Source organism: Pseudomonas sp. NPDC088322 (assembly GCF_044740745.1).
GTDB lineage: Bacteria > Pseudomonadota > Gammaproteobacteria > Pseudomonadales > Pseudomonadaceae > Aquipseudomonas > Aquipseudomonas shirazensis.
The window spans coordinates 61,363-84,873 of sequence record NZ_JBIURK010000002.1; the positions used below are offsets into that span (position 1 = coordinate 61,363).

A 23,511-nucleotide genomic window follows, 5' to 3' on the forward strand; every position below is an offset into this window, starting at 1 on the left:
GCCTGAACAATAACAATGGAGACCCTGGCCATGTTCCTGGGATTCGACTACCTCAATGCCATGCTCGAGGACGACCGGGAATCGGGCGTCTACCGCTGTAAGCGGGAGATGTTCACCGACCCGCGCCTGTTTGACCTGGAGATGAAACACATCTTCGAAGGTAACTGGATCTACCTGGCCCACGAAAGCCAGATCCCTGAAAAGAACGACTTCCTGTCGCTGACCATGGGCCGCCAGCCGGTGTTCATCGCGCGCAACAAGGACGGCCAGTTGAACGCCTTCCTCAATGCCTGCAGCCACCGCGGGGCGATGCTCTGCCGGCACAAACGCGGTAACCGTGCCAGCTACACCTGCCCATTCCACGGCTGGACCTTCAATAACAGCGGCAAGCTGCTCAAAGTCAAAGACCCGAGTAATGCCGGTTACCCAGCCAGCTTCAATTGCGACGGCTCGCACGACCTGACCAAGGTGGCGCGCTTCGAGTCGTACCGCGGCTTCCTCTTCGGCAGCCTCAATGCCGATGTGAAACCGCTGCTCGAGCACTTGGGCGAATCGGCCAAGATCATCGACATGATCGTCGACCAGTCGCCCGAGGGCCTGGAAGTGCTGCGTGGCTCCAGCTCCTACATCTACGAAGGCAACTGGAAGCTCACCGCTGAAAACGGCGCCGACGGCTACCACGTGAGCTCGGTGCACTGGAACTACGCCGCTACCCAGAACCAGCGCAAGCAACGCGAAAGCGCTGCCGAGATCAAGACCATGAGCGCCGGTGCCTGGGCCAAACAGGGCGGCGGCTTCTACTCGTTCGACCATGGCCACCTGCTGCTGTGGACGCGCTGGGCCAACCCGGAAGACCGCCCAGCCTACGAGCGCCGCGAGCAAATGGCGGCAGATTTCGGCCAGGCCCGTGCCGACTGGATGATCGAGAACTCGCGCAACCTGTGCCTGTACCCGAACGTGTACCTGATGGACCAGTTCAGCTCGCAGATCCGCATCGCCCGGCCAATTTCGGTGAACAAGACCGAGATCACCATCTACTGCATCGCACCCAAGGGCGAGAGCAGCGAGGCCCGCGCCAAGCGCATCCGCCAGTACGAAGACTTCTTCAACGTCAGTGGCATGGCCACCCCGGATGACCTCGAAGAGTTCCGCTCGTGCCAGACCGGCTACGGCGGTGGCACTGGCTGGAACGATATGTCGCGCGGCGCCGAGCATTGGGTCGAAGGGGCCGACGAGGCCGCCCGCGAGATCGAGCTCAAGCCATTGCTGTCAGGCGTGCGCACCGAAGATGAAGGCCTGTTCGTGCTGCAGCACAAGTATTGGCAGGAAACCATGCTCAAGGCACTCGAGCAGGAGCCGCAGCTGATCCCAGTGGAGGCCGTGCGATGAGCGCTTTGTACGACACCGTGCGCGACTTCCTCTACCGCGAAGCGCGCTACCTCGACGATGGCCAGTGGGAGCAGTGGCTGGAGCTGTATGCCAGCGATGCGACCTTCTGGATGCCATCCTGGGATGACAACGACCAGCTCACCGAAGACCCGCAAAGCGAGATTTCCCTGATCTGGTACGGCAACCGAGGAGGGCTGGAGGACCGCGTGTTCCGCATCCAGACCGAGCGCTCAAGTGCCACAGTTCCGGATACCCGCACCTCGCACAACCTGAGCAATATCGAGATTGTCGAGCACAGTGGCGAGCAGTGTCAGGTGCGCTTCAACTGGCACACCCTGAGCTTTCGCTACAAGACCACCGACAGTTACTTCGGCAGCAGCTTCTACACCCTTGACCTGCGCGGCGCGCAGCCGCTGATCAAGGCCAAGAAAGTGGTGCTGAAGAACGACTACGTTCGCCAGGTCATCGACATCTACCACATCTGACTTCTGGTCAAGACGAGTACTGACCAGCGTGCCGCAGAGCGCGCTGCGGGCAGGCTCGTCCGCGAGGTGCAACATGAGCTTCCAGATCGCACTCAATTTCGAAGACGGAATCACCCGCTTCATCAATGCCGAAGGCCACGAAACCGTTGCCGATGCAGCCTATCGGCAAGGCATCAACATCCCCCTGGACTGCCGTGACGGCGCCTGCGGCACCTGCAAGTGCAAGGCCGAGGCGGGCAGCTATGCGCTGGGTGAGGACTTCATCGAAGACGCCCTTAGCGCAGAAGAAATCAGCCAGGGTTACGTGCTGACCTGCCAGATGCGCGCCGAATCCGACTGCGTGCTGCGCATCCCGGCATCCTCGCAGCTGTGCAAAGCCGAGCAGGGCAGTTTCCAGGCCGAGATCAGCGATGTGCGCCAGCTGTCGGCCAGCACCATTGCCCTGTCGATCAAGGGTGAAGCGCTGAGCAGCCTGGCCTTCTTGCCAGGCCAGTACGTCAACCTGCAGGTGCCGGGCAGCGGTCAGAGCCGCGCGTATTCGTTCAGTTCGTTGCCCAAGGATGGCGAGGTCAGCTTCCTCATCCGCAACGTTCCCGGCGGCCTGATGAGCAGCTTCCTTACCAGTCTGGCCAAGGCCGGCGACAGCATGAGCCTGGCCGGCCCGCTGGGTAGCTTCTACCTGCGCCCGATCCAGCGGCCGTTGTTGCTGCTGGCCGGCGGCACCGGCCTGGCACCGTTCACGGCGATGCTGGAAAAGATCGCCGAAGTCGGCAGCGCGCATCCGCTGCACCTGATCTACGGCGTGACCAACGATTTCGACCTGGTCGAGCTCGACCGCCTGCAGGCGCTGGCTGCGCGCATCAGCAACTTCACCTACAGCGCCTGCGTTGCCAACCCTGACAGTGAGTACCCGCAAAAGGGCTACGTCACCCAGCACATCGAACCGGCGCACCTGAACAACGGCGATGTCGACGTTTACCTGTGCGGCCCGCCGCCGATGGTCGAGGCGGTCAGCCAGTACATCCGCGAACAAGGCATCACCCCGGCCAACTTCTATTACGAGAAGTTCGCCGCCGCGGCCTGAGTTTCCTTGGGGGCTGGCCGCATCGTGCGGGTGCGGCTGGCCTCTTTTTTATTGCCAATGGCAGCAGCGTCGCCGCGTGCAGACGAAGGCGCCGCTGGGGAGAGCAGAGATGAGCAACAGATTCCAAGGCAAGGTCGCGCTGGTCACCGGCGCGGCCCAAGGCATTGGCCGCGGCGTGTGCTGGCGGCTCAAGGCCGAAGGCGCTCAAGTGGTAGCCGTAGACCGTTCCGAGCTGGTTCATGAACTGGCCGGCGAGGGCACGCTGACGCTGATTGCCGACCTCGAGCAGCACGCCGAGTGCGCCCGGGTCATGGCCAGCGCGGTCGAGCGCTTTGGCCGGATCGACATCCTCGTCAACAACGTCGGCGGGACCATTTGGGCCAAGCCGTTCGAGCACTATGAGCCGGAACAGATCGAGGCCGAAGTGCGCCGTTCGCTGTTTCCGACCCTGTGGTGCTGCCACGCAGCGCTGCCGTACATGCTCGAGCGTGGCGCCGGCGCCATCGTCAACGTGTCGTCGATTGCCACCCGCAGCATCAACCGCGTGCCCTATGGCGCAGCCAAGGGCGGCGTTAACGCACTCACCGCCTGCCTGGCCTTCGAGACCGCCGAGCGCGGCATTCGGGTCAACGCCACTGCGCCCGGCGGCACCGAAGCGCCACCCCGGCGGGTGCCGCGCAACAGCGATGCGCAGAGCGAGCAGGACAAGGCCTGGTACCAGCAGATCGTTGCCCAGACCTTGGACAGCAGCCTGATGAAGCGCTACGCGAGCATTGACGAACAGGTCAACGCGATCCTCTTTCTCGCCTCCGACGAGGCCTCTTACATCACCGGCGTGACCCTGCCGGTCGGCGGCGGCGACCTCGGCTGACAGTCGCCCAGCCTGCGTTTACCTCTCACAACAAAAACAACAGAGACCGATGCCATGCGAACCCTGGATGTTCACCCGATCATTGATAACGCGCGCTTTTCACCGTTCCACTGGATGGTCATGGCCTGGTGCGGCCTGCTGCTGGTATTCGACGGCTACGACCTGTTCATCTATGGCGTAGTGCTGCCGGTGATCATGAAGGAGTGGGGCCTGACCCCGCTGCAAGCCGGCGCGCTGGGCAGCTACGCGCTGTTCGGCATGATGTTCGGTGCGCTGCTGTTCGGTAGCCTGGCGGACCGGATCGGGCGCAAGAAGGGCATCGCCATCTGTTTCGCGTTGTTCTCCGGCGCGACCATCCTCAATGGCTTTGCCAGCAGCCCCAGCGAGTTCGGCATCTACCGCTTCATCGCCGGGCTCGGCTGCGGCGGCTTGATGCCCAATGCCGTGGCGTTGATGAACGAGTACGCACCCAAACGCCTGCGCAGCACGCTGGTGGCGATCATGTTCAGCGGTTACTCGCTGGGCGGCATGCTTTCGGCAGGTGTCGGCATCTTCTTGCTGCCGCGCTTTGGTTGGGAGTCGATGTTCTTTGCCGCAGCGCTGCCGTTGCTGCTGTTGCCGGTGATCCTCTACTACCTGCCCGAGTCGATTGGTTTTCTGGTGCGCCAGGGCCGTAGCGACGAAGCCCGTGCCCTGCTCAAACGGCTTGATCCGGACTGCGACGTGCAGGCCGACGATGTGTTGCAGACGAGCGAGCGCAAAGGCAAGGGCGCTTCGGTGCTGGAGCTGTTTCGTGACGGCCTGGCAGTGCGCACCCTGGCCCTGTGGCTGGCGTTTTTCTGCTGCCTGCTGATGGTCTACGCGCTCAGCTCGTGGCTGCCGAAACTGATGGCCAACGCCGGCTATAGCCTGGGTTCAAGCCTGTCGTTCCTGCTGGCACTGAACTTCGGCGGCATGGCCGGGGCAATTCTCGGCGGCTGGCTGGGTGATCGCTACAACCTGGTCAAGGTCAAGATCGCTTTCTTTGTCGCCGCGGCGCTGTCGATCAGCCTGCTTGGGGTGAACAGCCCGATGCCCGTGCTGTACCTGCTGATCTTCATTGCCGGCGCCACCACCATCGGCACACAAATCCTGCTGTATGCCGGCGCGGCCCAGCTCTATGGCCTGTCGATGCGCTCGACCGGCCTTGGTTGGGCCTCCGGTATCGGCCGCAACGGCGCCATCGTCGGCCCGCTGCTGGGCGGCGCGCTGATGGGCATCAACCTGCCGCTGCAACTCAACTTCATCGCCTTTGCCATCCCCGGCGCGGTTGCCGCGCTGGCCATGGCCGTGCACCTGGCCAGCAGCCGGCGCCACGGCCTGGCCGCGCTGGCGCAGGCGTAACCCTTTGACTGACGCAACTGGAGGCCTTGCATGACAAGCCCGACTATCGACCGGCTGGAGGCGATCATCGTCGACCTGCCGACCATTCGCCCGCACAAGCTGGCGATGCACACCATGCAGCAGCAGACCTTGGTGGTGCTGCGCCTGCGCTGCAGCGACGGCGTCGAAGGCATTGGCGAAGCGACCACCATCGGTGGCCTGGCCTACGGCTACGAGAGCCCGGAAGGGATCAAGGCCAACATCGACGCGCACCTGGCCCCGGCGCTGGTCGGCCTGCCAGCCGACAACATCAATGCCGCCATGCTCAAGCTGGACAAGCTGGCCAAGGGCAACACCTTCGCCAAGTCGGGCATCGAAAGTGCCTTGCTCGACGCGCAGGGCAAACGCCTGGGCCTGGCGGTCAGCGAGCTGCTCGGTGGCCGGGTGCGCGACAGCCTCGAAGTGGCCTGGACCCTCGCCAGTGGCGACACCGCCCGCGACATCGCTGAAGCCGAGCACATGCTGGAGATCCGCCGCCATCGGCTGTTCAAGCTGAAGATCGGCGCCAACCCGCTGGAGCAGGACCTGCGCCATGTGGTGGCAATCAAGCGTGAGCTGGGCGAGCGCGCCAGCGTGCGCGTCGACGTCAATCAGTACTGGGATGAGTCGCAAGCCTTGCGTGCCTGCCAGGTGCTTGGCGACAACGGCATCGACCTGATCGAGCAGCCAATAGCGCGGATCAACCGCAGCGGGCAAGTCCGTCTTAACCAGCGCAGCCCGGCGCCGATCATGGCCGACGAGTCGATCGAAAGCGTGGAAGACGCCTTCAGCCTCGCCGCCGACGGCGCTGCCAGCGTGTTCGCTTTGAAGATCGCCAAAAACGGCGGCCCCCGCGCCGTGCTGCGTACCGCGCAGATCGCCGAAGCCGCCGGTATCGCCCTGTACGGCGGCACCATGCTCGAAGGCGCGGTCGGCACCCTGGCCTCGGCCCACGCCTTTTTGACCCTGCGCCAGCTGACCTGGGGCACCGAGTTGTTCGGGCCGCTGCTGCTGACCGAAGACATCGTCGAGCAGCCGCTGCGCTACAGCGACTTCCAACTGCATGTACCACGCACGCCCGGATTGGGCCTGAACCTGGATGAAACCCGCCTGGCGCGTTTCGCCCGGCGCTGATTGCGACCTTACCCAAGGAGAAACCCATGCTGTTCCACGTGAAGATGACCGTGAACCTGCCCGTTGACATGGACCCGGCCCGGGCCGCCCAGCTCAAAACTGACGAAAAGCAGCTGGCCCAACGCCTGCAACGCGACGGCACTTGGCGTCACCTGTGGCGCATTGCCGGGCACTACGCCAACTACAGCGTGTTCGACGTGCCCAGTGTCGAGGCGCTGCACGACACCCTGATGCAGTTGCCGCTGTTCCCGTATATGGCCATCGAAGTGACCGGCCTGTGCCGGCATCCCTCGTCAGTCCACAGCGACGACCGTTGATCGAGCCTGACTCACCCAAGAACAATTATTAGAGGTAAGCAAACATGACCGTGAAAATTTCCCACACTGACGAACTGACCAAGTTCTTCGAACAAGCCGCAGGGTTTGGTAACGATGAAGGCAGCCCTCGGCTCAAGCAGATCATCCTGCGCGTCCTGCAGGACAGCGCGCGCCTGATCGAGGACCTTGAGATCAGCGAGAACGAGTTCTGGCACGCCGTTGACTACCTCAATCGCCTGGGCGGTCGTGGTGAGGCCGGGTTGCTGGTCGCGGGCCTGGGTATCGAGCACTTCCTCGACCTGTTGCAGGACGCCAAGGACACCGCCGTCGGCCTTGCCGGTGGCACTCCGCGCACCATCGAAGGGCCGTTGTATGTCGCCGGCGCGCCGATTGCCGCGGGCCAGGTGCGCATGGACGATGGCAGCGAGGAGGGCGTAGCCACGGTGATGTTCCTCGAAGGCCAGGTCCTCGATCCGGCTGGCCAGCCTGTGCCCGGCGCCACGGTTGACCTGTGGCATGCCAACACCCGTGGCACTTACTCGTTCTTCGACCAAAGCCAGTCCGAATACAACCTGCGTCGGCGCATCGTCACCGATGCCGAGGGCTATTACCGCGCGCGCTCGATCGTGCCATCGGGTTACGGCTGTGACCCGCAAGGCCCAACCCAGGAGTGCCTGGACCTGCTCGGCCGGCATGGCCAACGCCCGGCGCACATCCACTTCTTCATCTCGGCGCCGGGCTATCGGCACCTGACCACGCAGATCAACCTGGCTGGCGACAAGTACCTGTGGGACGACTTCGCCTACGCCACCCGTGACGGCCTGGTCGGCGAAGTGCAGATGCGCGAAGACGGCACGCGGGACGTGAGCGGGCGCTATGCCGAGCTGCGCTTCGACTTCCAGTTGCAGCGCGCGCCGGACAGCGAGGCCGAGCAACGCAGCGGTCGGCCGCGGGCATTGCAGCAGGCGTAATCGCCCTCACTTGATGTTGCTTGAACAACCCATGCCGGACATCCCGTCCGGCCCCGGTCTGGCCAGAGGTCCCATGAAAGACCTGATCAAGGATTGTTCGTTGTCTGCCATTGTCGCCGGCCTGCTGGCGACGATGATTTCCTACGCCGGCCCGCTGGTGATCATCTTCCATGCTGCCGAGGCTGCGGGCCTGTCCCACGGCCAGTTGTCGTCGTGGGTGTGGGCCGTGTCGATGGGCAGCGCCGTGCTTGGCGCGGTATTGACCCTGCGTTATCGGGTGCCGGTAGTTATCGCCTGGTCGATTCCAGGCTCGGCACTGCTGGTGACTGCGCTGCCGCAGATTGGTCTCGAGCAAGCGGTCGGCGCCTATCTGGTGGCCAATCTGATCTTGCTGTTGATTGGCCTGAGTGGTGCGTTCGACGGCTTGATCGCACGCCTGCCGGGCTCGATTGCGGCAGGCATGCAGGCCGGCATTCTGTTCAGCTTTGGCGTTGAAGTGTTTCGCGCCTTGCCGGTGCAACCGACGCTGGTCGTGGCGATGTTCATCACTTATGTGCTGATGCGGCGCTTGCAGCCCCGCTATGCGGTGGCGGCGGTGTTGGCCGTTGGCGCGTTGATCACAGTGCTCAGCGGCCAGCTGCGCAGTGAGGCGTTGGTCCTGGAGTTTGCTACCGCGCAGTTGATCACCCCGCAATTCAGCCTGTCGGCAGTGTTCAGCCTGGCCTTGCCGCTGGTGCTGGTGGCCCTGACCGGGCAGTTCATGCCGGGTATGGCCGTGCTGCGCAATGCGGGTTACCAGACGCCGGCAAGCCCGTTGATCAGTGCCAGTGCCCTGGGCGGCATGCTGTTGGCGCCGTTCGGCTGCCACGGACTCAACCTCGCCGCAGTGACGGCCAGCCTGTGCACCGGCCGCGAAGCTCACGAAGACCCGCGTCGACGCTACATCGCGGCATTGGCCGGCAGTGGCTTGTATCTGCTGCTGGGCATCGCCGGCGCGACCCTGATGTCGTTGTTTGCCGCTTTTCCTGCTGCATTGATTGCCGCCCTGGCGGGACTCGCCTTGTATGGCGCGATCAGCGAGGCACTGGCCCGCAGCCTGGCCGAACCGAGCGAGCGTGATGCCGGGTTGTTCACCTTTCTGGTGACGGCCTCCGGTGTTGCCTTTCTGGGCTTGTCGGCAGCGTTCTGGGGCTTGCTGTTCGGCCTCTGTGCGCATGCCTTGCTGCGTTTGCGGCGGCCGCAGGCGGGGGATGCCCTGCGCCGTAACCCCTGAAAATCCGTAGTGCAAAACCGTAGTAGCGATCCATTCATAAAAACAAGATCAAGAGAGCTTCGCGATGAAACCTAACGCCTGTGTCGCCCTGGGCATAACCTTGCTCAGCCAACCCCTGCTGGCTGCTGAAAGCAGCTTTTTCGAAGACGCCAAAGCCAGCCTCAGTGCTCGCAACTACTATTTCAGCCGGGATTTCTCTGACATCGTCGGCGCCAACCAGCAGTCCAAGGCCGAGGAGTGGGCCCAGGGCTTCATCCTCGATTTCAAGTCCGGCTACACCCCTGGCCCGATCGGTTTCGGCGTCGATGCACTGGGCTTGCTCGGGATTCGCCTCGATAGCAGTCCGGACCGGGTCAACAGCGGACTGTTGCCAGTGCATGGCGACGGGCGTGCGGCAAGCGATTACAGTCGCCTGGCTGGCACCTTCAAAGCACGCGTATCGCAAACCGAGCTGCGCGTGGGCGAGCTGCAGCCGAATCTGCCGGTGCTGACCTTCAGCGACATTCGCCTGCTGCCACCCACCTATCAGGGCGTCAGCCTCAACTCCGCCGAGATCAACGGGCTGACCGTGCAGGCTGGGCATTTGTCTTCGACGCACCTGCGCAACGAAGGCGGGGATGACAAGCTCAACGCCATGCTTGGCCATGTGCCGATGCGCCAGGTCGCGAGTGACGCGTTCAATTACCTGGGCGGTGACTATGCCTTCAACGACAAGCAGACCAGCGCCAGCCTGTGGTATGGCCAGCTCGAAGACATCTACCAGCAGGGCTTTGTCGGCCTCAAGCACAGCAAGCCGTTCGGCGACTGGGTGCTCAGCGCCAACCTGGGTTATTTCACTGCCCGCGAGGACGGCGATGCCTTGCTTGGCCAGATCGACAATCAGGCGTTCTTCTCGTTGCTGACAGCCCGGCATGGCGGACATAGCTTTCACGTCGGCTATCAGGGCATCTATGGCGAAAGCCCGTTTCCACGGGTATTCGCCAATATCACCCCGCTGGGCAACGAGGTGCCCACCTATGAGTTTGCCTACACCGATGAGCGCTCCTATCAAGCGCGCTATGACTACAACTTCGCCGCCATGGGCATCCCTGGCCTGACCGCGACGGTGCGCTACATAACCGGCAACAATGTCGATACCGGCCGCGGCTTCGAGGGCAAGGACCGCGAGCGCGATCTGGATATTGGTTATGCGGTGCAGAGCGGGGTGTTCAAGGGTTTGGGGATTCGTGTCAGAAACGCGGTGGCGCGCTCGAATTATCGCAGCGATATCGACGAAAACCGGGTGATTCTGGCCTACACCTGGCAGTTGCTGTGAGCCCCGCGCCGCTCACAGATGGCTGAGTTGCCAGCCCGCTGCAAACGCTGCGCTGCGGCGATAGCGTTTGCACAATAACCGGCGATGCAGGTAGGTTGCCAACAGACTTTTTTGTGGAAACCTGACCCTTGGACTCACTCACTCAAGCGGTGCTCGGCGCAGCGCTGCAAGGCACGGTGCTAGGCCGTATTCAAGGCCGCCGGGCATTGCTCTACGGCGCCGCCCTGGGCACCTTGCCAGACCTCGACGTGATCATCCGCTATGCCGATCCGGTGTCGCAGATGACCTTTCACCGTGGTTTCTCGCATTCACTGTTCGTGCTCACCGGCCTGGCCCTGTTGTTGGCCTGGTTGGTGACCTGGCTTGGCCATAAATACTGGCCGGAGCGCGGCTATCGCTGGCCAAGGCTGTTCGCCGCGTTCTGGCTGGTGCTGATCACGCATCCGGTACTCGATGCCTTCACCGTGTACGGCACCCAGTTGTTCTGGCCGTTGCAACTGATCCCGGAAAGTTGGGCGGCGGTGTTCATCATTGATCCGGTGTACACCTTGCCGCTGCTGTTTACTGTGCTGTTCGCGGCGATTCGCGGCATGCAGGGCAGGGCGATTGCGCTGATGACCGGCGCATTGCTGTTCAGTACGGCCTACCTCGGCTTTGGCCTGGGCGCGCGTATGCATGCCGAGCAGCGCTTTGCGGCTGCTCTGGATCAGCAAGGCGTAGCAGTGACCGAAGTGCGTGCCGTGCCTATCGCCTTTAACAGTCTGGTCTGGCGGGTGATGGCGAAAACCGCGGACGGCCATTACTTCGAGGGCGTCAGCAGCGTGTTCGATCGCGAGCCGCCGGAAATGCTGCGCCATTCGCGCAACCTCGAGGCAGCCAAGCGCCTTGGTGATGACCCACTGCACGCGCGTCTGCGCTGGTTCACGGGAGACTGGCTGCGTTACGACGAGGTCGGTGATGCGTTGGTGGTGACCGACCTGCGCATGGGCATTCCTGGCAACTACACGTTCCGCTTCCAGATGGCCAGCCGCGACAGCACTGGCCAGTGGAGCGTCGGCACGCCAACAGCCTGGTCGGGCACATCGGCCAACTCGATGTTCAACCTGGAAGACCTTGGTCTGATCTGGCGCCGCATCATTCATCAACAACCGCCGCTGCCGTTGGCGGCATGGACCGCCAAGTACCTGCAGCCAATGGTGAGCAGCGAGTCCGGGCAATAACCGTGCGCTCGGCCGGGCTGGATTTGGTCAAGTGGACGGCGATCGTGACCATGGTCGCCGACCACCTGCGTTACCTATGGCCAGCTGCCGACGGCTTGTTCGTCATCGGCCGGCTGGCATTTCCGTTGTTCTGCCTGGCGTTGGCAATCAACGTCGGGCGCAGCGACCCGGCTATGTGGCCCAGCCGCTGCGCGGCGCGCTATCTCGGTTGGCTGCTGGTATTTGGCGTGCTGTCCGAAGGCCCGTACCGCTGGCTGGACACCGGTTCGCAGACGCTAAACGTGATCCCGACCCTGACGCTCGGGTTGTTGCTGGCTTGGGCAATACACCATCGACAGGCGCTGGCCTGCCTGCTCGGCTTGAGCGCTGCGCTGACTGCAGCGCTGTTCAGTGATCACCTGATGTACGGCTTGCCTGGCGTCCTGCTCCCCGCCGCGATACTGATCGCCAGGCGCTACGGCGGCGCCGGCTGGCTGCTGCCGTGTGCGTTGGCGGTGGCGGGCAACGTGACCAACAGTTGGTTACGTGCGCATCCGTTGCAACCCATCGCTCTGGTCATCCTGAGTACAGCAGCAATGTCGTTGCCAATAGGCCTGTGGCTGGCGCGTCAGGAACGCTGGCAGGTACCGCGGGTCGGGCGCTGGGGTTATGCGTTCTATCCGCTGCATCTGGCGCTTATCGCCGGCCTGCAACGTCTGGCCGCAGCCCTTGGTATTTAGCGCGAGGGCCGCGTACAACCAATGCCACCCCGACCCCCTACCCAAGTAGCATTCGGCTGAGCCGCAGGCTTGCCTATCCTGCGGCCATGGCTGTATCTCTCTCGGAATTCGACTTATGAGCGAAGGCGTCTTCAGCGCACTGTCGCGGGCTACCTGTGCTACTCAGGCAGCCGGTGAGCTGGCTGATCAACTGCGGCATGCCGAGCTAGGCTTTGTGCTGTTTTTCTGCTCTGCCGAATACGATCTGCCGGCATTGGCGGCTGCGCTACAGGGGCAATTTCCGGCGGTGGGGCTGGCCGGCTGCACCAGCGCCGGCGAACTGACCCCGGAGGGCTATGCGCGCGGTTGTATCACCGCGGTCGGTTTCGACCGGCGCTACTTCTCCATCGCCGCTGGCCTGGTGGAAGCGGTACCCGGTTTCAGCCTGCTCGACGCGCAGGCGCTGGTTGCCCAGCTGGTCGAAGACTGCCGACGCAACAGCCTGGCACCGATCAAGGCGCACAGCTTTGCCTTGACCCTGTTCGACGGCCTGTCCAGCCGGGAAGAGGTGGTGCTGGCTGCCTTGGCAGCGGCGCTGGGCGATATCCCGCAGTTCGGCGGCTCGGCAGGTGATGACAATCACCTCAGCCGCACACATGTGTATTACAACGGTGCCTTCCACAGCGGTGCGGCGGTTTTGTTGCTGGTCAATACCTGGCTGGAGTTCGAGGTGTTCAGCGCCGATCACATTCAGCCGCGCAGCGAGAAACTGGTGGTGACCCGCGCCGACCGTCAGTTACGCCGGGTCTATGAGCTAAACGCCGAGCCCGCAGCCGCTGAATACGCCCAGTTGATCGGTGTACCCGTGGGTGCGCTCGATCATCGGCTGTTTGCGGCGCACCCACTGGCGCTGCGGATCAACCAGAACCACTACGTGCGGGCCATTCAGCAGGTACATGAGGATGGCAGCCTGAGCTTCTACTGCGCGGTGGAGAACGGCATCGTCCTCACCGCAATGCGCCCCGGTCCGCTGCTGGCCAACCTGCAATCGTTGTTCGAGGGCCTGCGCCAGCGCCTCGGGCCGTTGCTGCTGACCATCGGCTGCGACTGCGTACTGCGCCGCCTCGAGCTGGAGAGCGAGGGCGCTGCTGTGGCCGAGGTCAGCGCGTTGTTGCGCAGCCAGCAGGTGCTGGGCTTCAACACCTATGGGGAGCAGTTCAATGGCATGCATATCAACCAAACCTTCACCGGCGTTGCCATCGGACAGCCGCGCGAGCGCATCGCCGGCTGAGCAGATCAGCCAGCTGCAACGCGACAACCACAAGCTCAAGCGCATCAATGCAGCGTTGATCGAGCGGCTGGAGTCCGGTGCGGCGCGACCGGACGATGCCTTTGCCGCGTTCCAGCATTCGGTGGTGTTGGCCGAGCAGGTGCGCGAGCGCACTGATGCCTTGAACCAGGTATTGGTCGAACTCAAGGCCAGCCACCTGTTGCTCAGCGACGCGCATCAGCGCGCCGAAACTGCCCACCAGCGGCTGGTGGATGCCATCGAGAGTATTTCCGATGCGTTCGTGCTGTTCGATGCCGACCTGCGCGTGGTGCTGTTCAACCGGCGCTTCAAGGCGCTCTGGGCCAACAGCCGATTGCGCGGGGCCAGCGGTATGCAGCTGGTCGAGGTGAAACGGCTGATGCACAACCTGCTGCGCGAAGAACCCCGTGCCAGCAGCGACGAGCAACCGTTGTATCGGCTGCGCAACGAGCGCTGGTTACAGGTCAGCGAACGGCCGACCCGCGATGGTGGCCGGGTGATGCTTTTCACCGACGTCACCCGGGTCAAGCTGCGTGAGAACCACCGCCGCGAGCAGGCCCTGGCGCATAAGTCGTTCCTGCTGCAGCGGGCGGTCGACAACCTGTCGCAGGGCCTGGCCATGGTCAACGCCGAGGGCGTGCTGGAGCTGTGGAACCGACGCTTTCTCGAGGTCAGTGGCCTGGCACCGATTGCCAGCCATCGGCAGTTTGCCGACGTGATTGCCGACAGCGAGCTGGCCTTGCTGACGCCCGCCAGCCGCGACGACCACGACCAGCCGCTGCCGGAGTTGGAGCAGCGTCTGTTCGACGGGCGCATGCTGGAAATTCGTACGCATCCATTGCCCACAGGCGGTTTCGTCAACACCTTCACCGATATCACCGAGCGCTACGCCCATGCCGAAGCGCTGCATCAGGCCTATCAGCACCTGGAACTGCGCGTGCACGAGCGCACCGCCGAACTGACCAGCCTCAATCGCCAACTGCTGCGCGAGATTGACCAGCGCCGCCGTATGGAAGCCAGCCTGCGCGATGCCAAGGCCGATGCCGAGCAGGCCACGCTGTCGAAAACCAAATTTCTCGCCGCAGTCAGCCATGACCTGTTGCAGCCGCTGAATGCCGCCCGGCTGTTTACCAGTGCCTTGCTCGAACAGCCTGGCGCAGGCCCGTTGATCCACAACGTCAGCAACGCCCTGGATGGCGTCGAGAGCCTGCTCGGCACGCTGGTGGATATCTCCAAGCTCGACGCCGGGGTGATCCGCGCCGATGTCGCGAGTTTTGCCCTGAGCGACCTGCTCGACAACCTCGCGGCCGAGCACGCTACCGTAGCCGCCAGCGAAGGCCTGCGTCTTGACTACGTGCCGAGCCGCTTGCGCGTGCGCAGTGATATGCAGCTATTGGCGCGGATCCTGCGCAACCTGCTCAGCAACGCCGTGCGCTACACCCCCAGCGGGCGGATCGTGCTCGGTTGCAGGCGGCGCGGCGACAAGGTGTTGATCGAGGTGTGGGATACCGGCATCGGCATCGCAGCGGACAAGTGCCGCGAAGTGTTCCAGGAGTTCAAGCGCGGCGAGGCGCAGCGGCCGGACCAGGATCGCGGCCTGGGGCTGGGCCTGGCGATTGTCGACAAGATCGCCGGCATCCTCGGGCATCCCATCCAGCTGCGCTCGGTGCCCGGCAAAGGTTCGGTATTCTCGGTCGAAGTCCCGTGCTGCCAGCGTCCTGTGAGCAAAGGCTCAGCGTTGCAGCAGGACATGCCTCACCTGCAATCGCTGCAGGGCGCGCGGATCTGGGTGCTGGATAACGACGGGGCGATCTGCGCCGGCATGCGCAGCTTGCTCGAACAGTGGGGCTGCAAGGTCACCACGGCGGCCAGTGAAGCGGACCTGCAGCGTCAGGTCGCCCTGCCACGGGCGCGGGTCGACCTGTTGATCGCCGATTATCACCTGGACCATGACCGCACCGGCATCGAGGCGGTAGCGGCGATCAACGCCTGCCGCGACCGGGCCATACCGGTGCTGATGATCACCGCCAATTACAGCAACGAGCTCAAGCAGCAGGTGCGCCTGCTTGGCCACACCCTGATGCACAAACCGGTGCGGCCGATGAAGCTCAAGACCGCGATCAGCCACCTGCTTGGGTCGTCAAGCGGCATGTAGGAGCGGCCTTGTGTCGCGAAAGGCGCGCGCAGCGGGCCCGGCTATTTGCGGTGCTGCATAATCATGGGGCCGCTACGCAGCCCTTTCGCGACACAAGGCCGCTCCTACGGGGGACAGCGGCCAGTTAGCGGCTTTGTTAGCGTGCCAGGCGGCCGCTGACAAAGTGGGCTACATCGTTGAAGCCTGGAGTCGAGGCGTGGCCTGGGGTCACCAGCGCATCGATGAAGGCTTCATCTTCGGCGGTGATCTTCACCTGCAGTGCCCCGGCATAGGTGTCCCACTGCGCTTCGGTGCGCGGCCCGACGATGGCCGAGCTGACCAGCCGATTGTTCAGCACCCAGGCAATCGCGAACTCGACGATACCGACGCCTTTGCCCTCGCAGTAGGCCTGGATCTTGCGCGCGATGGTCAGTGACTCCTGACGCCACTCCACTTCCATGATGCGCTTGTCCTGGCGCCCGGCGCGGCTACCGGCGTCAGGCTCGGAACCCGGTGCGTACTTGCCGCTGAGCACGCCCCGCGCCAATGGGCTGAACGGCACCACGCCGAGCCCGTGATAACCCGCAGCAGTCAACTGCTCAGGTTCGGCCTGGCGGTTGACGATGTTGTACAGCGGTTGGCTCACAACCGGCTTGGCCACACCCAGGCGCTCGGCCACGTTGCAGATCTCGGCGATGCGCCAGCCGCGGAAATTGGACACGCCCCAGTAACGGATCTTGCCCTGTTGCAGCAGATCACCGATGGCCCGCACGGTTTCTTCCAGCGGCGCGCTATGGTCTTCGCGGTGCAGGTAGTAGACGTCCAGGTAATCGGTGCCCATGCGCGTCAGGCTGGCTTCGATGGCATTGAACAGATGTTTGCGCGACAGCCCGCTGCGGTTGGGCAAGCCGTCCACTGCACCGAATCCCGCTTTGGAGGCAACCACCCAGTCCTGCCGGTTGCGCGCCACCGCCTCGCCAACGATCTGCTCCGAGCGCCCGCCGTTGTAGACGTCGGCGGTATCGACAAAGTTGACGCCCTGATCCCAGGCCTTGTCGATGATCCGCAGCGAATCCTCGGCGCTGGTCTGCTCGCCGAACATCATGCTGCCCAGGGTCAGGGCTGAAACCTGCAGGCCGCTTTGGCCAAGAGGGCGATAGAGCATGGGGAAGGTCCTTGAGTGGGGAGGGGAATGACCTTTTTTACAGGCAAGCGGTGGGGTTTGAAAGGGCAAAACAGCGGGGTTGTTGCCTGATCCTGCCTGTAAATGTGCGCGGCATTGTGTCGCGCAGCGCCAACAGCATTTTCAAATACTCAACATGATGTTTATACGCAGCTGATAGTTAGCGAAATCCCTCACAACGCAATGGGATTTTTTTCCTGCCTGTGCTTATTGCCACGCGCCTAACGAGACTGTCCGCAATGGCATTTGCCTGCCACTTCTCTTTCATTGTCACGTCACCCTTGCTGTTCATGGATCTGCTGGGGATGACCGACTACGCCTTTTCACTGATATTCATTGCTTACGGTGCGGCTTATATCATTGGCGGCGTGGTCGCCAGTGCCTTGAACAAACGCATCGAGGTGAGTGCACAGATCAGACTGGGGCTGCTTTTGATCGGCGTCGCCGGGTTGTCGCTGTTTCTCTGGCTGTACGTGCTGAATCCGACCGTCACCGCAATCATGCTGTCGATGGTGGTCTGCAGTGCCGGTACAACGATTGTGCGCCCGGCCGCGACTACCTGGGCGTTGAGCCTACACCCTGAGATTGCAGGGACGGCAGCCGCTCTGAATAACACGCTGGTATTTACCGTTGGCGGCTTGTGCAGCGCAGGGGTCGCGTTGGCAGAAGGGGACTTGCTGCGCGCATTAGCGATGGCATTCGTCCTTGCAGCGCTGATCGGGAGTCTGTTGCTGAGACGTCTTCGCAGCCTACCATCGAAGCTTCTCTCGGGCTGAAACACCTGTTCCATTCCTGCGCCACGTGTGCCGAAACTGCGGCGACTCTTAAGCTCGCCGGCTTACGATCGACAGTGGATAAAGCTCTCTACGACGGGGCTTTCAGTGGTATCTCTGGCGCTGGCACAGCCGTTGCTCCTGTTCTTCACGACACATTCCCTGGGTGTCGCCAATAACAAGAACGGAGATTCCCCGATGACCCAATCAGGTCCGCACCGCCGGCCCATGCCGGGTGCCTTGATGAGAACCGCACGTTGCGCCGTCCTGGCGTTGGCTTGCCTGGCCCCGGCGTTTGCCGCCGAGGTCGATGGCAAGCGCATCATCGACGCCGACAAAGAGCCCGGCAACTGGATGAGCCATGGCCGTACCTACGATGAACAGCGCTACAGCCCGCTGAACACCATCAATGACCGCAACGTCAATCAACTGGGCCTGGCCTGGAGCTACAAGCTCGATCTGGACCGCGGCGTCGAGGCCACGCCTATCGTGGTCGACGGCGTGATGTACACCACCGGGCCATTTTCGGTTGTGTATGCCCTGGACGCACGCAACGGCAAGCTGCTGTGGAAGTACGATCCGCAGTCCGATCGCCATCGGGCCGGTGAAGCCTGCTGCGATGCGGTCAACCGTGGCGTAGCCGTGTGGCAGGGCAAGGTCTATGTCGGCGTGCTCGATGGCCGCCTGGAGGCCATCGATGCCAAGACCGGCAAGCGCGTATGGTCGGTCGACACCCGCAGCGACGACAAACGCAGCTACACCATTACCGGCGCGCCGCGTGTGGTCAATGGCAAGGTGGTGATCGGCAACGGCGGCGCCGAGTTTGGCGTGCGTGGCTACGTCACCGCCTATGATGCCGAAACCGGCAAGCAGGCCTGGCGCTTCTTCACCGTGCCTGGCGACCCCAAGCTGCCGCCTGAAGACAAGGCGATGGAAATCGCCAGCAAGACCTGGCATGGCGATGCCTTTGTCGAGCAGGGCGGCGGTGGCACGGCGTGGGATTCGTTCGCCTATGACCCAGAACTGAACCTGCTCTATATCGGCGTCGGCAACGGCTCGCTGTGGGATCCGAAATGGCGCAGCCAGGCCAAGGGCGACAACCTGTTCCTGTCGTCTATCGTGGCGGTCAATGCCGATACCGGCGAGTACGCCTGGCACTACCAGACCACGCCGGGCGATGCCTGGGACTTCACGGCCACCCAGCACATGATCCTCGCCGAACTGCCGATCAACGGCAAACAGCGCAAGGTATTGATGCAGGCGCCGAAAAATGGCTTCTTCTATGTACTCGACCGCGCCACCGGCGAGTTGCTCTCGGCGAAGAACATTGTGCCGGTCAACTGGGCCAAGGGCATCGACATGAAGACTGGCCGGCCAATCGTCGATGATGAGGCAGCTGCCTACTGGAAGGACGGCAAGCGCAAGCTGGTGACCCCGGCATTTTGGGGCGCACATGACTGGCACCCGATGTCCTACAACCCCAACACCGGGCTGGTGTACATCCCGGCGCACATCATGTCGGCCTACTACGAGCACATCCCGGAAGCGCCCAAGCGTCACCCGTTCAAGAGCGTGTACCAGCTCGGCCTGCGCACCGGGATGATGCCCGAAGGCCCGGAAGGCCTGCTGGAAATGGCCAAAACCTGGTCAGGCAAGTTGATCGCCTGGGACCCGGTCAAGCAGGCACCTGCCTGGGAAGTGCCGTATATCACCATCTTCAACGGCGGCACCCTGAGCACGGCGGGCAACCTGGTGTTCGAGGGCAGTGCCGATGGCCGGGTGATCGCCTACGCCGCCGACGATGGCAAAAAGCTCTGGGAATCACCGGCTGCCAGCGGCGTGATGGCTGCGCCGATCACGTATTCGGTAGATGGCGAGCAATACGTGACCTTCATGGCCGGCTGGGGCGGGGCGTTCTCGACCTTTGCCGGGGCCTTGTCGCTGCGCGCCGGCGTGCAGCCGTTCGCCCAGGTGCTGACTTACAAGATCGGCGGCAACGCCACCCTGCGTGAGCCCCCACCGCCGGCCGACACGCCGAAACCGCCAGCGCTCACTGCTGACGAAAAAACCGTAGCCGCCGGTGCTGCGCTTTACGACGGCAACTGCTCGCAGTGCCATGGCATCCATGCGGTCAGCGGCGGCGTGCTGCCGGACCTGCGCAAGCTCACCGCGGAAAAACACCAGATGTTCCTCGGCATTCTCTATGGCGGGCGCATCCCGGACGGTATGCCTTCGTTCGCCGAAGCGCTCAAGCCTGAGCAGGTCGAACAGGTGCACCAATACCTGATCAAGCGCGCCCACGACCTGCAAAGCGAAGGCAGTGTCTGGCAGCGTTTCAGCGCCAAGCCCGCAGCCGCCACGCCGCTTGCCGACAATACCTCCAAGGAGTGACATGACGATGCCCGATAATCTGTACCAGAACTATATCGACAACGCTTTTGTAGCCAGCGAACAACTGATCGAGGTGTTCAACCCGGCCAACGGCGAGCTGTTGGGGGCGGTGCCGGAGTCACCCGTTGAGCAGGTCGAACGCGCGATTGACGCAGCGCGCCGTGCGCAGAAAGGCTGGGCGGCAAAACCTGCCATCGAGCGCGCCGGTTACTTGCGCCAGATTGCCAGCAAGGTGCGGGCCAATGCCGAGCGCCTGGCGCGCATCGTCACCCAGGAGCAGGGCAAGGTGCCGGCGTTGGCCCTGGTGGAGGTCAACTTCACTGCCGACTACCTCGACTACATGGCCGAATGGGCGCGCCGCCTGGAGGGCGAGGTGCTGAGCAGTGATCGCGCCAACGAGCACATCTTCCTGCTGCGCAAACCCCTGGGCGTGGTGGCGGGGGTGCTGCCGTGGAATTTCCCGTTCTTCCTGATTGCGCGCAAGATGGCGCCGGCGCTGCTGACCGGCAACACCATCGTGATCAAACCCAGCGAAGAGACACCGATCAACTGCTACGAGTTTGCCCGGCTGGTGGCCGAAACCGATCTACCGCCAGGGGTGTTCAACGTGGTCGGCGGCAAAGGTGCGAGTGTCGGCCACAGCCTCACCAGTCATGCCGGCATTGACCTGGTCAGCTTCACTGGCAGTGTCGCCACCGGGGCGCGGATCATGGCTGCGGCAGCGCCAAACATCACCAAGCTCAACCTCGAACTGGGCGGCAAGGCGCCCGCTATCGTGCTGGCCGACGCCGACTTGGACCTGGCCGTGCGCGCGATCGTTGCCTCGCGGGTGATCAACACCGGGCAGGTGTGCAACTGCGCCGAGCGAGTGTATGTGCAGCGCGCGGTGGCGGATGCCTTCATCGACAAGGTCGCGCAGACGATGGCCGCCACGCGCTATGGCGACCCGTCGCTGCAGGCTGACCTGGACATGGGCCCATTGATCAATCAGGCCGGGCTGGACAAGGTCGCGCAGATGGTGCGCACGGCAGTCGGGCAAGGCGCTCAGGTAATTACCGGCGGGCAGGTGGCTGATCTTGGTGCGGGCTTCCACTATCAACCGACGGTGCTGGCCGGCTGTTCGGCGGACATGGAGATCATGCGCAAGGAGATCTTCGGCCCGGTCCTGCCGATCCAGATCATTGACGACCTGGATGAAGCGATTGTCTTGGCCAACGACAGCGAATACGGCCTGACCTCGTCGCTATATACCCGCGACCTGAACGCCGCACTTAAAGCCAGCCGCGAAATCGATTTTGGCGAAACCTACATCAACCGCGAGAACTTCGAGGCCATGCAGGGTTTCCACGCCGGAGCACGCAAGTCTGGGGTGGGCGGGGCGGATGGCAAGCATGGGCTGTATGAGTACACGCGCACACAAGTGGTGTATATCCAGGGCTGAGTAACATGGGGGGGCAGCACTGGCCGGCACGCTCGTGCAGCGGCCAGTGCTGCGCTCAGTCAGCCTGATTCGGCGGCACGATTGCGTGTCGTTTCATCTTGCGGTACAGAGTCGATCGGGAGATTCCCGCCGCGTCTGCTGCCGCGCTGATATTCCACCGCTCGCGCCGCAGTACATCGAGCAAATGCCGGGCTTCGGCATCCTCGACCTGAGCCTCCAGGCGCAGTGGCTGTGCAAGGACCGGCGTCCGCGGCGCACTCGCCAGCAGCTCCTCCGGCAGACAATTCAGGCTTATCACCCCATTCTCCGCCAGCGCGGCTGCGTAGCGCAGCGCGTTCAGCAATTGGCGCACGTTGCCAGGCCAAGGGTGGCCCAGCAGGCAGCGGTGAGCCTCGGCGTCCAGCTGCAGCCCTTGCGCTTCGGGCAGCCGTCGCAGCAGGTGCTCGATCAACTCGGCGCGATCGCTGCGCTGGCGTAGCGCCGGCAGGCTCATGCGCATGCCGCACAAACGGTAAAAGAGGTCTTCACGGAAGCGTTTGTCAGCAATCATGCTGGCCAGATCCTGGTGAGTCGCCGACACCACCTGAATATCCAACGCCACTGGCGCTTCGGCCCCCAGGGGTTGCAGCTCACGCTCGGCCAGCACCCGCAGCAAGCGGGTTTGCAGGTGTGCAGGCATGTCGCCGATCTCATCGAGGAACAGCGTGCCGCCATTGGCCAGTTCCAGCTTGCCCTTCATGCCTTTGCGATTGGCGCCGGTGAAGCTGCCGCTGCGGTAGCCAAACAGCTCGCTTTCAATCAACGACTCGGGGATCGCCGCGCAATTGAGTGCAACGAACGGCCCGGCCTGACGGCGACTGGCCTGGTGCACGGCGCGGGCAAAGGCCTCTTTGCCGGTGCCGGTTTCACCGGTGATGAGGATACAGATGTCCTTGTCCAGCACCTTGCGCAGACGCTGCACGCTTTGCTGCAACTGGCTGTCGCCGCCGGCAAGTTGCTCAAGTGTCGGGTGGCGGGCTGTAGTTGGGGCCGGCGCCACAGGCTTGGCGCGCAGCCCGTAACCGGCCGGCACACGCAAACCGACTTCGATGATCAGCTCGCTGCCAGGCTCGCGCAGTTGGGTGCCGCAAGCGCCGCCACGGGTGAGCATCAGCAGCTCATCGATAGTCGCGGGCAGCAACTGCTCGATGCGCAAGCCCAGCAGGCCGCCAGGCTGGGCCATGAATGCAGCCCGGTTGGCGCCGATCACCCGGCCGCCTTCATCCAGCGCCAATAGCTGCTCATTGGCCAGATCGGTGATGTCGTCGCGAGGCTTGAGGGCCAGGGTCAGACGGTCGCGGTAACGTTGGCGGAAATGGGTGTTCTCGATCAGCCGCGCGTACAGCGTAACCAGGTGCAGGGTCAGGTGCTGCGCCTGTTTTGGCCCATCGTTGAACAGGCAGGTTGCGTTGAGGCAGCCAAGCAACTGATTCTGCGCATCGAAGATCGGTGACACCGAGCAGCTCAGGCGGGCGTTGGCGGCAAGAAAATGCTCCTGGCGGTGGATGGTCAGCGCCTGCCCCGACGCCAGCGCGGTGCCGATGCCATTGGTGCCAGCGATCGATTCGTCCCAGCGCGCGCCGACAATCAGCCCAGCGCGTGAATAACGGTCGTGATCGGCTGGCAGGCGCGCATCCAGAGTAATGCCGTCGGCATCGCTGAGCAGCACGGCAAAGCCCGCATCGACCACCCTTCGGGCCAGGCCGTTGACGCCTTGCCCGGCGATGCTCAGGTAGGCCTCGTGCTGAGCCTGATGCTGGCGAATCTCGGCGGCGCTGAGGATATTGTCGACATGGCGCAGGCCTGGGTCGAGGTGGTGCTGGTTGATGCTGCGAAACCACGATTCGGCGATCACCGCTTCCGGCGCGAGGCCGCGCTCGGCGAAGTGGCAGTCGATAAACGCAGCCAGTTCCCTGGCGCGGGTGTCGGTGGCAGGCGCGGTCATGGGCGCTCCCCGTGCTGTTATTGTCGTGGGCCGGTTCGAAGTGCCGGTCAGACTGCAACCATAGCGCAAAAGCCTGAGGCAGTGAGCGCCTGCTTGAAATGGAACGCCTGACGGCATTCAAGCTTCTCAACAGAATAC

At 63.3% G+C, this 23,511-nt stretch carries 19 protein-coding genes; 17 read left to right on the plus strand and 2 right to left on the minus strand.

Annotated elements, in window-relative coordinates; translation table 11 throughout:
* The first annotated feature begins 30 nt into the window (after positions 1–30).
* The 14 genes from benA to ACIOAU_RS04545 all read left to right on the plus strand — a co-directional run bounded on the left by benA (position 31) and on the right by ACIOAU_RS04545 (position 15,622).
* Positions 31–1,389 (plus strand): benzoate 1,2-dioxygenase large subunit, encoded by a 1,359-nt coding sequence (benA, locus tag ACIOAU_RS04480; RefSeq protein WP_401180260.1) that lies wholly within the window; start codon positions 31–33, stop codon positions 1,387–1,389.
* Entirely contained in the window at positions 1,386–1,874 is a 489-nt protein-coding gene (benB, locus tag ACIOAU_RS04485) for a benzoate 1,2-dioxygenase small subunit (protein WP_101319538.1), read from the plus strand. Before benA ends, benB begins: the two co-directional genes overlap by 4 nt.
* A 73-nt stretch (positions 1,875–1,947) precedes the next feature.
* A complete protein-coding gene (gene benC, locus ACIOAU_RS04490) occupies positions 1,948–2,958 on the plus strand; it encodes a benzoate 1,2-dioxygenase electron transfer component BenC (protein WP_220633641.1) in 1,011 nt (336 codons plus the stop codon).
* Positions 2,959–3,067: 109 nt separating this feature from the next.
* Entirely contained in the window at positions 3,068–3,829 is a 762-nt protein-coding gene (locus ACIOAU_RS04495; RefSeq protein ID WP_101319534.1) for a 1,6-dihydroxycyclohexa-2,4-diene-1-carboxylate dehydrogenase, read from the plus strand.
* 54 nt (positions 3,830–3,883) lie between these two features.
* Positions 3,884–5,212 carry an MFS transporter gene (locus tag ACIOAU_RS04500; RefSeq protein WP_401180264.1) on the plus strand — a complete coding sequence of 443 codons (1,329 nt, stop codon included), beginning with the start codon at positions 3,884–3,886 and terminating at the stop codon, positions 5,210–5,212.
* 30 nt (positions 5,213–5,242) lie between these two features.
* On the plus strand, positions 5,243–6,364 hold the full coding sequence (locus ACIOAU_RS04505; RefSeq protein ID WP_186698013.1) for a muconate cycloisomerase family protein: 1,122 nt from the start codon (positions 5,243–5,245) through the stop codon (positions 6,362–6,364).
* 26 nt (positions 6,365–6,390) lie between these two features.
* Positions 6,391–6,681, plus strand: a complete 291-nt coding sequence (gene catC, locus ACIOAU_RS04510; RefSeq protein WP_259073574.1) for a muconolactone Delta-isomerase — start codon at positions 6,391–6,393, stop codon at positions 6,679–6,681.
* 44 nt (positions 6,682–6,725) lie between these two features.
* A complete protein-coding gene (gene catA, locus ACIOAU_RS04515) occupies positions 6,726–7,652 on the plus strand; it encodes a catechol 1,2-dioxygenase (protein ID WP_401180267.1) in 927 nt (308 codons plus the stop codon).
* A 73-nt stretch (positions 7,653–7,725) separates the two neighbouring features.
* Entirely contained in the window at positions 7,726–8,925 is a 1,200-nt protein-coding gene (locus ACIOAU_RS04520; RefSeq protein WP_150569225.1) for a benzoate/H(+) symporter BenE family transporter, read from the plus strand.
* Positions 8,926–8,989: 64 nt separating this feature from the next.
* Positions 8,990–10,240 (plus strand): OprD family porin, encoded by a 1,251-nt coding sequence (locus ACIOAU_RS04525; RefSeq protein ID WP_401180270.1) that lies wholly within the window; start codon positions 8,990–8,992, stop codon positions 10,238–10,240.
* A gap of 128 nt (positions 10,241–10,368) precedes the next feature.
* Entirely contained in the window at positions 10,369–11,460 is a 1,092-nt protein-coding gene (locus ACIOAU_RS04530) for a metal-dependent hydrolase (RefSeq protein ID WP_401180273.1), read from the plus strand.
* Positions 11,409–12,179, plus strand: coding sequence for a TraX family protein (locus tag ACIOAU_RS04535; protein WP_401180276.1), 771 nt, complete (start codon positions 11,409–11,411; stop codon positions 12,177–12,179). The genes ACIOAU_RS04530 and ACIOAU_RS04535 overlap by 52 nt, the downstream gene beginning before the upstream one ends.
* Positions 12,180–12,294: 115 nt before the next feature.
* Positions 12,295–13,449, plus strand: a complete 1,155-nt coding sequence (gene nosP, locus ACIOAU_RS04540; protein WP_401180279.1) for a nitric oxide-sensing protein NosP — start codon at positions 12,295–12,297, stop codon at positions 13,447–13,449.
* Positions 13,379–15,622, plus strand: a complete 2,244-nt coding sequence (locus tag ACIOAU_RS04545) for a NahK/ErcS family hybrid sensor histidine kinase/response regulator (protein ID WP_401180282.1) — start codon at positions 13,379–13,381, stop codon at positions 15,620–15,622. The genes nosP and ACIOAU_RS04545 overlap by 71 nt, the downstream gene beginning before the upstream one ends.
* Positions 15,623–15,758: 136 nt before the next feature.
* Here the strand turns inward: ACIOAU_RS04545 and ACIOAU_RS04550 are convergent, their stop codons facing one another.
* Positions 15,759–16,766, minus strand: coding sequence for an aldo/keto reductase (locus ACIOAU_RS04550; protein ID WP_259073590.1), 1,008 nt, complete (start codon positions 16,764–16,766; stop codon positions 15,759–15,761).
* Between the two features lie 221 nt (positions 16,767–16,987).
* Between ACIOAU_RS04550 and ACIOAU_RS04555 the strand changes: the two genes are divergently transcribed.
* The 3 genes from ACIOAU_RS04555 to aldA all read left to right on the plus strand — a co-directional run bounded on the left by ACIOAU_RS04555 (position 16,988) and on the right by aldA (position 21,389).
* Positions 16,988–17,560: an MFS transporter gene (locus ACIOAU_RS04555; RefSeq protein WP_259073593.1), complete on the plus strand. Its 573-nt coding sequence runs from the start codon at positions 16,988–16,990 to the stop codon at positions 17,558–17,560.
* Positions 17,561–17,800: 240 nt separating this feature from the next.
* The gene (locus tag ACIOAU_RS04560; protein ID WP_401180285.1) at positions 17,801–19,948 is read left to right on the plus strand and encodes a PQQ-dependent dehydrogenase, methanol/ethanol family; all 2,148 of its coding nucleotides are present in this window, start codon (positions 17,801–17,803) and stop codon (positions 19,946–19,948) included.
* A 7-nt stretch (positions 19,949–19,955) separates the two neighbouring features.
* A complete protein-coding gene (gene aldA / locus ACIOAU_RS04565) occupies positions 19,956–21,389 on the plus strand; it encodes an aldehyde dehydrogenase (RefSeq protein ID WP_401181080.1) in 1,434 nt (477 codons plus the stop codon).
* 55 nt (positions 21,390–21,444) lie between these two features.
* On the opposite strand, the gene ACIOAU_RS04570 is transcribed toward aldA, so the two are convergent.
* Entirely contained in the window at positions 21,445–23,373 is a 1,929-nt protein-coding gene (locus ACIOAU_RS04570) for a sigma-54-dependent Fis family transcriptional regulator (RefSeq protein ID WP_401180288.1), read from the minus strand.
* Positions 23,374–23,511: the final 138 nt, after the last annotated feature.

Excerpts from the sequence above, each read along its gene's own strand:
- benA (WP_401180260.1), top strand. The coding sequence starts at position 31 with ATGTTCCTGGGATTCGACTACCTCAATGCCATGCTCGAGGACGACCGG.
- benB (WP_101319538.1), top strand. The coding sequence starts at position 1,386 with ATGAGCGCTTTGTACGACACCGTGCGCGACTTCCTCTACCGCGAAGCG.
- benC (WP_220633641.1), top strand. The coding sequence starts at position 1,948 with ATGAGCTTCCAGATCGCACTCAATTTCGAAGACGGAATCACCCGCTTC.
- ACIOAU_RS04495 (WP_101319534.1), top strand. The coding sequence starts at position 3,068 with ATGAGCAACAGATTCCAAGGCAAGGTCGCGCTGGTCACCGGCGCGGCC.
- ACIOAU_RS04500 (WP_401180264.1), top strand. The coding sequence starts at position 3,884 with ATGCGAACCCTGGATGTTCACCCGATCATTGATAACGCGCGCTTTTCA.
- ACIOAU_RS04505 (WP_186698013.1), top strand. The coding sequence starts at position 5,243 with ATGACAAGCCCGACTATCGACCGGCTGGAGGCGATCATCGTCGACCTG.
- catC (WP_259073574.1), top strand. The coding sequence starts at position 6,391 with ATGCTGTTCCACGTGAAGATGACCGTGAACCTGCCCGTTGACATGGAC.
- catA (WP_401180267.1), top strand. The coding sequence starts at position 6,726 with ATGACCGTGAAAATTTCCCACACTGACGAACTGACCAAGTTCTTCGAA.
- ACIOAU_RS04520 (WP_150569225.1), top strand. The coding sequence starts at position 7,726 with ATGAAAGACCTGATCAAGGATTGTTCGTTGTCTGCCATTGTCGCCGGC.
- ACIOAU_RS04525 (WP_401180270.1), top strand. The coding sequence starts at position 8,990 with ATGAAACCTAACGCCTGTGTCGCCCTGGGCATAACCTTGCTCAGCCAA.
- ACIOAU_RS04535 (WP_401180276.1), top strand. The coding sequence starts at position 11,409 with ATGGACCGCCAAGTACCTGCAGCCAATGGTGAGCAGCGAGTCCGGGCA.
- nosP (WP_401180279.1), top strand. The coding sequence starts at position 12,295 with ATGAGCGAAGGCGTCTTCAGCGCACTGTCGCGGGCTACCTGTGCTACT.
- ACIOAU_RS04545 (WP_401180282.1), top strand. The coding sequence starts at position 13,379 with ATGGCATGCATATCAACCAAACCTTCACCGGCGTTGCCATCGGACAGC.
- ACIOAU_RS04550 (WP_259073590.1), bottom strand. The coding sequence starts at position 16,766 with ATGCTCTATCGCCCTCTTGGCCAAAGCGGCCTGCAGGTTTCAGCCCTG.
- ACIOAU_RS04560 (WP_401180285.1), top strand. The coding sequence starts at position 17,801 with ATGAGAACCGCACGTTGCGCCGTCCTGGCGTTGGCTTGCCTGGCCCCG.
- aldA (WP_401181080.1), top strand. The coding sequence starts at position 19,956 with ATGCCCGATAATCTGTACCAGAACTATATCGACAACGCTTTTGTAGCC.
- ACIOAU_RS04570 (WP_401180288.1), bottom strand. The coding sequence starts at position 23,373 with ATGACCGCGCCTGCCACCGACACCCGCGCCAGGGAACTGGCTGCGTTT.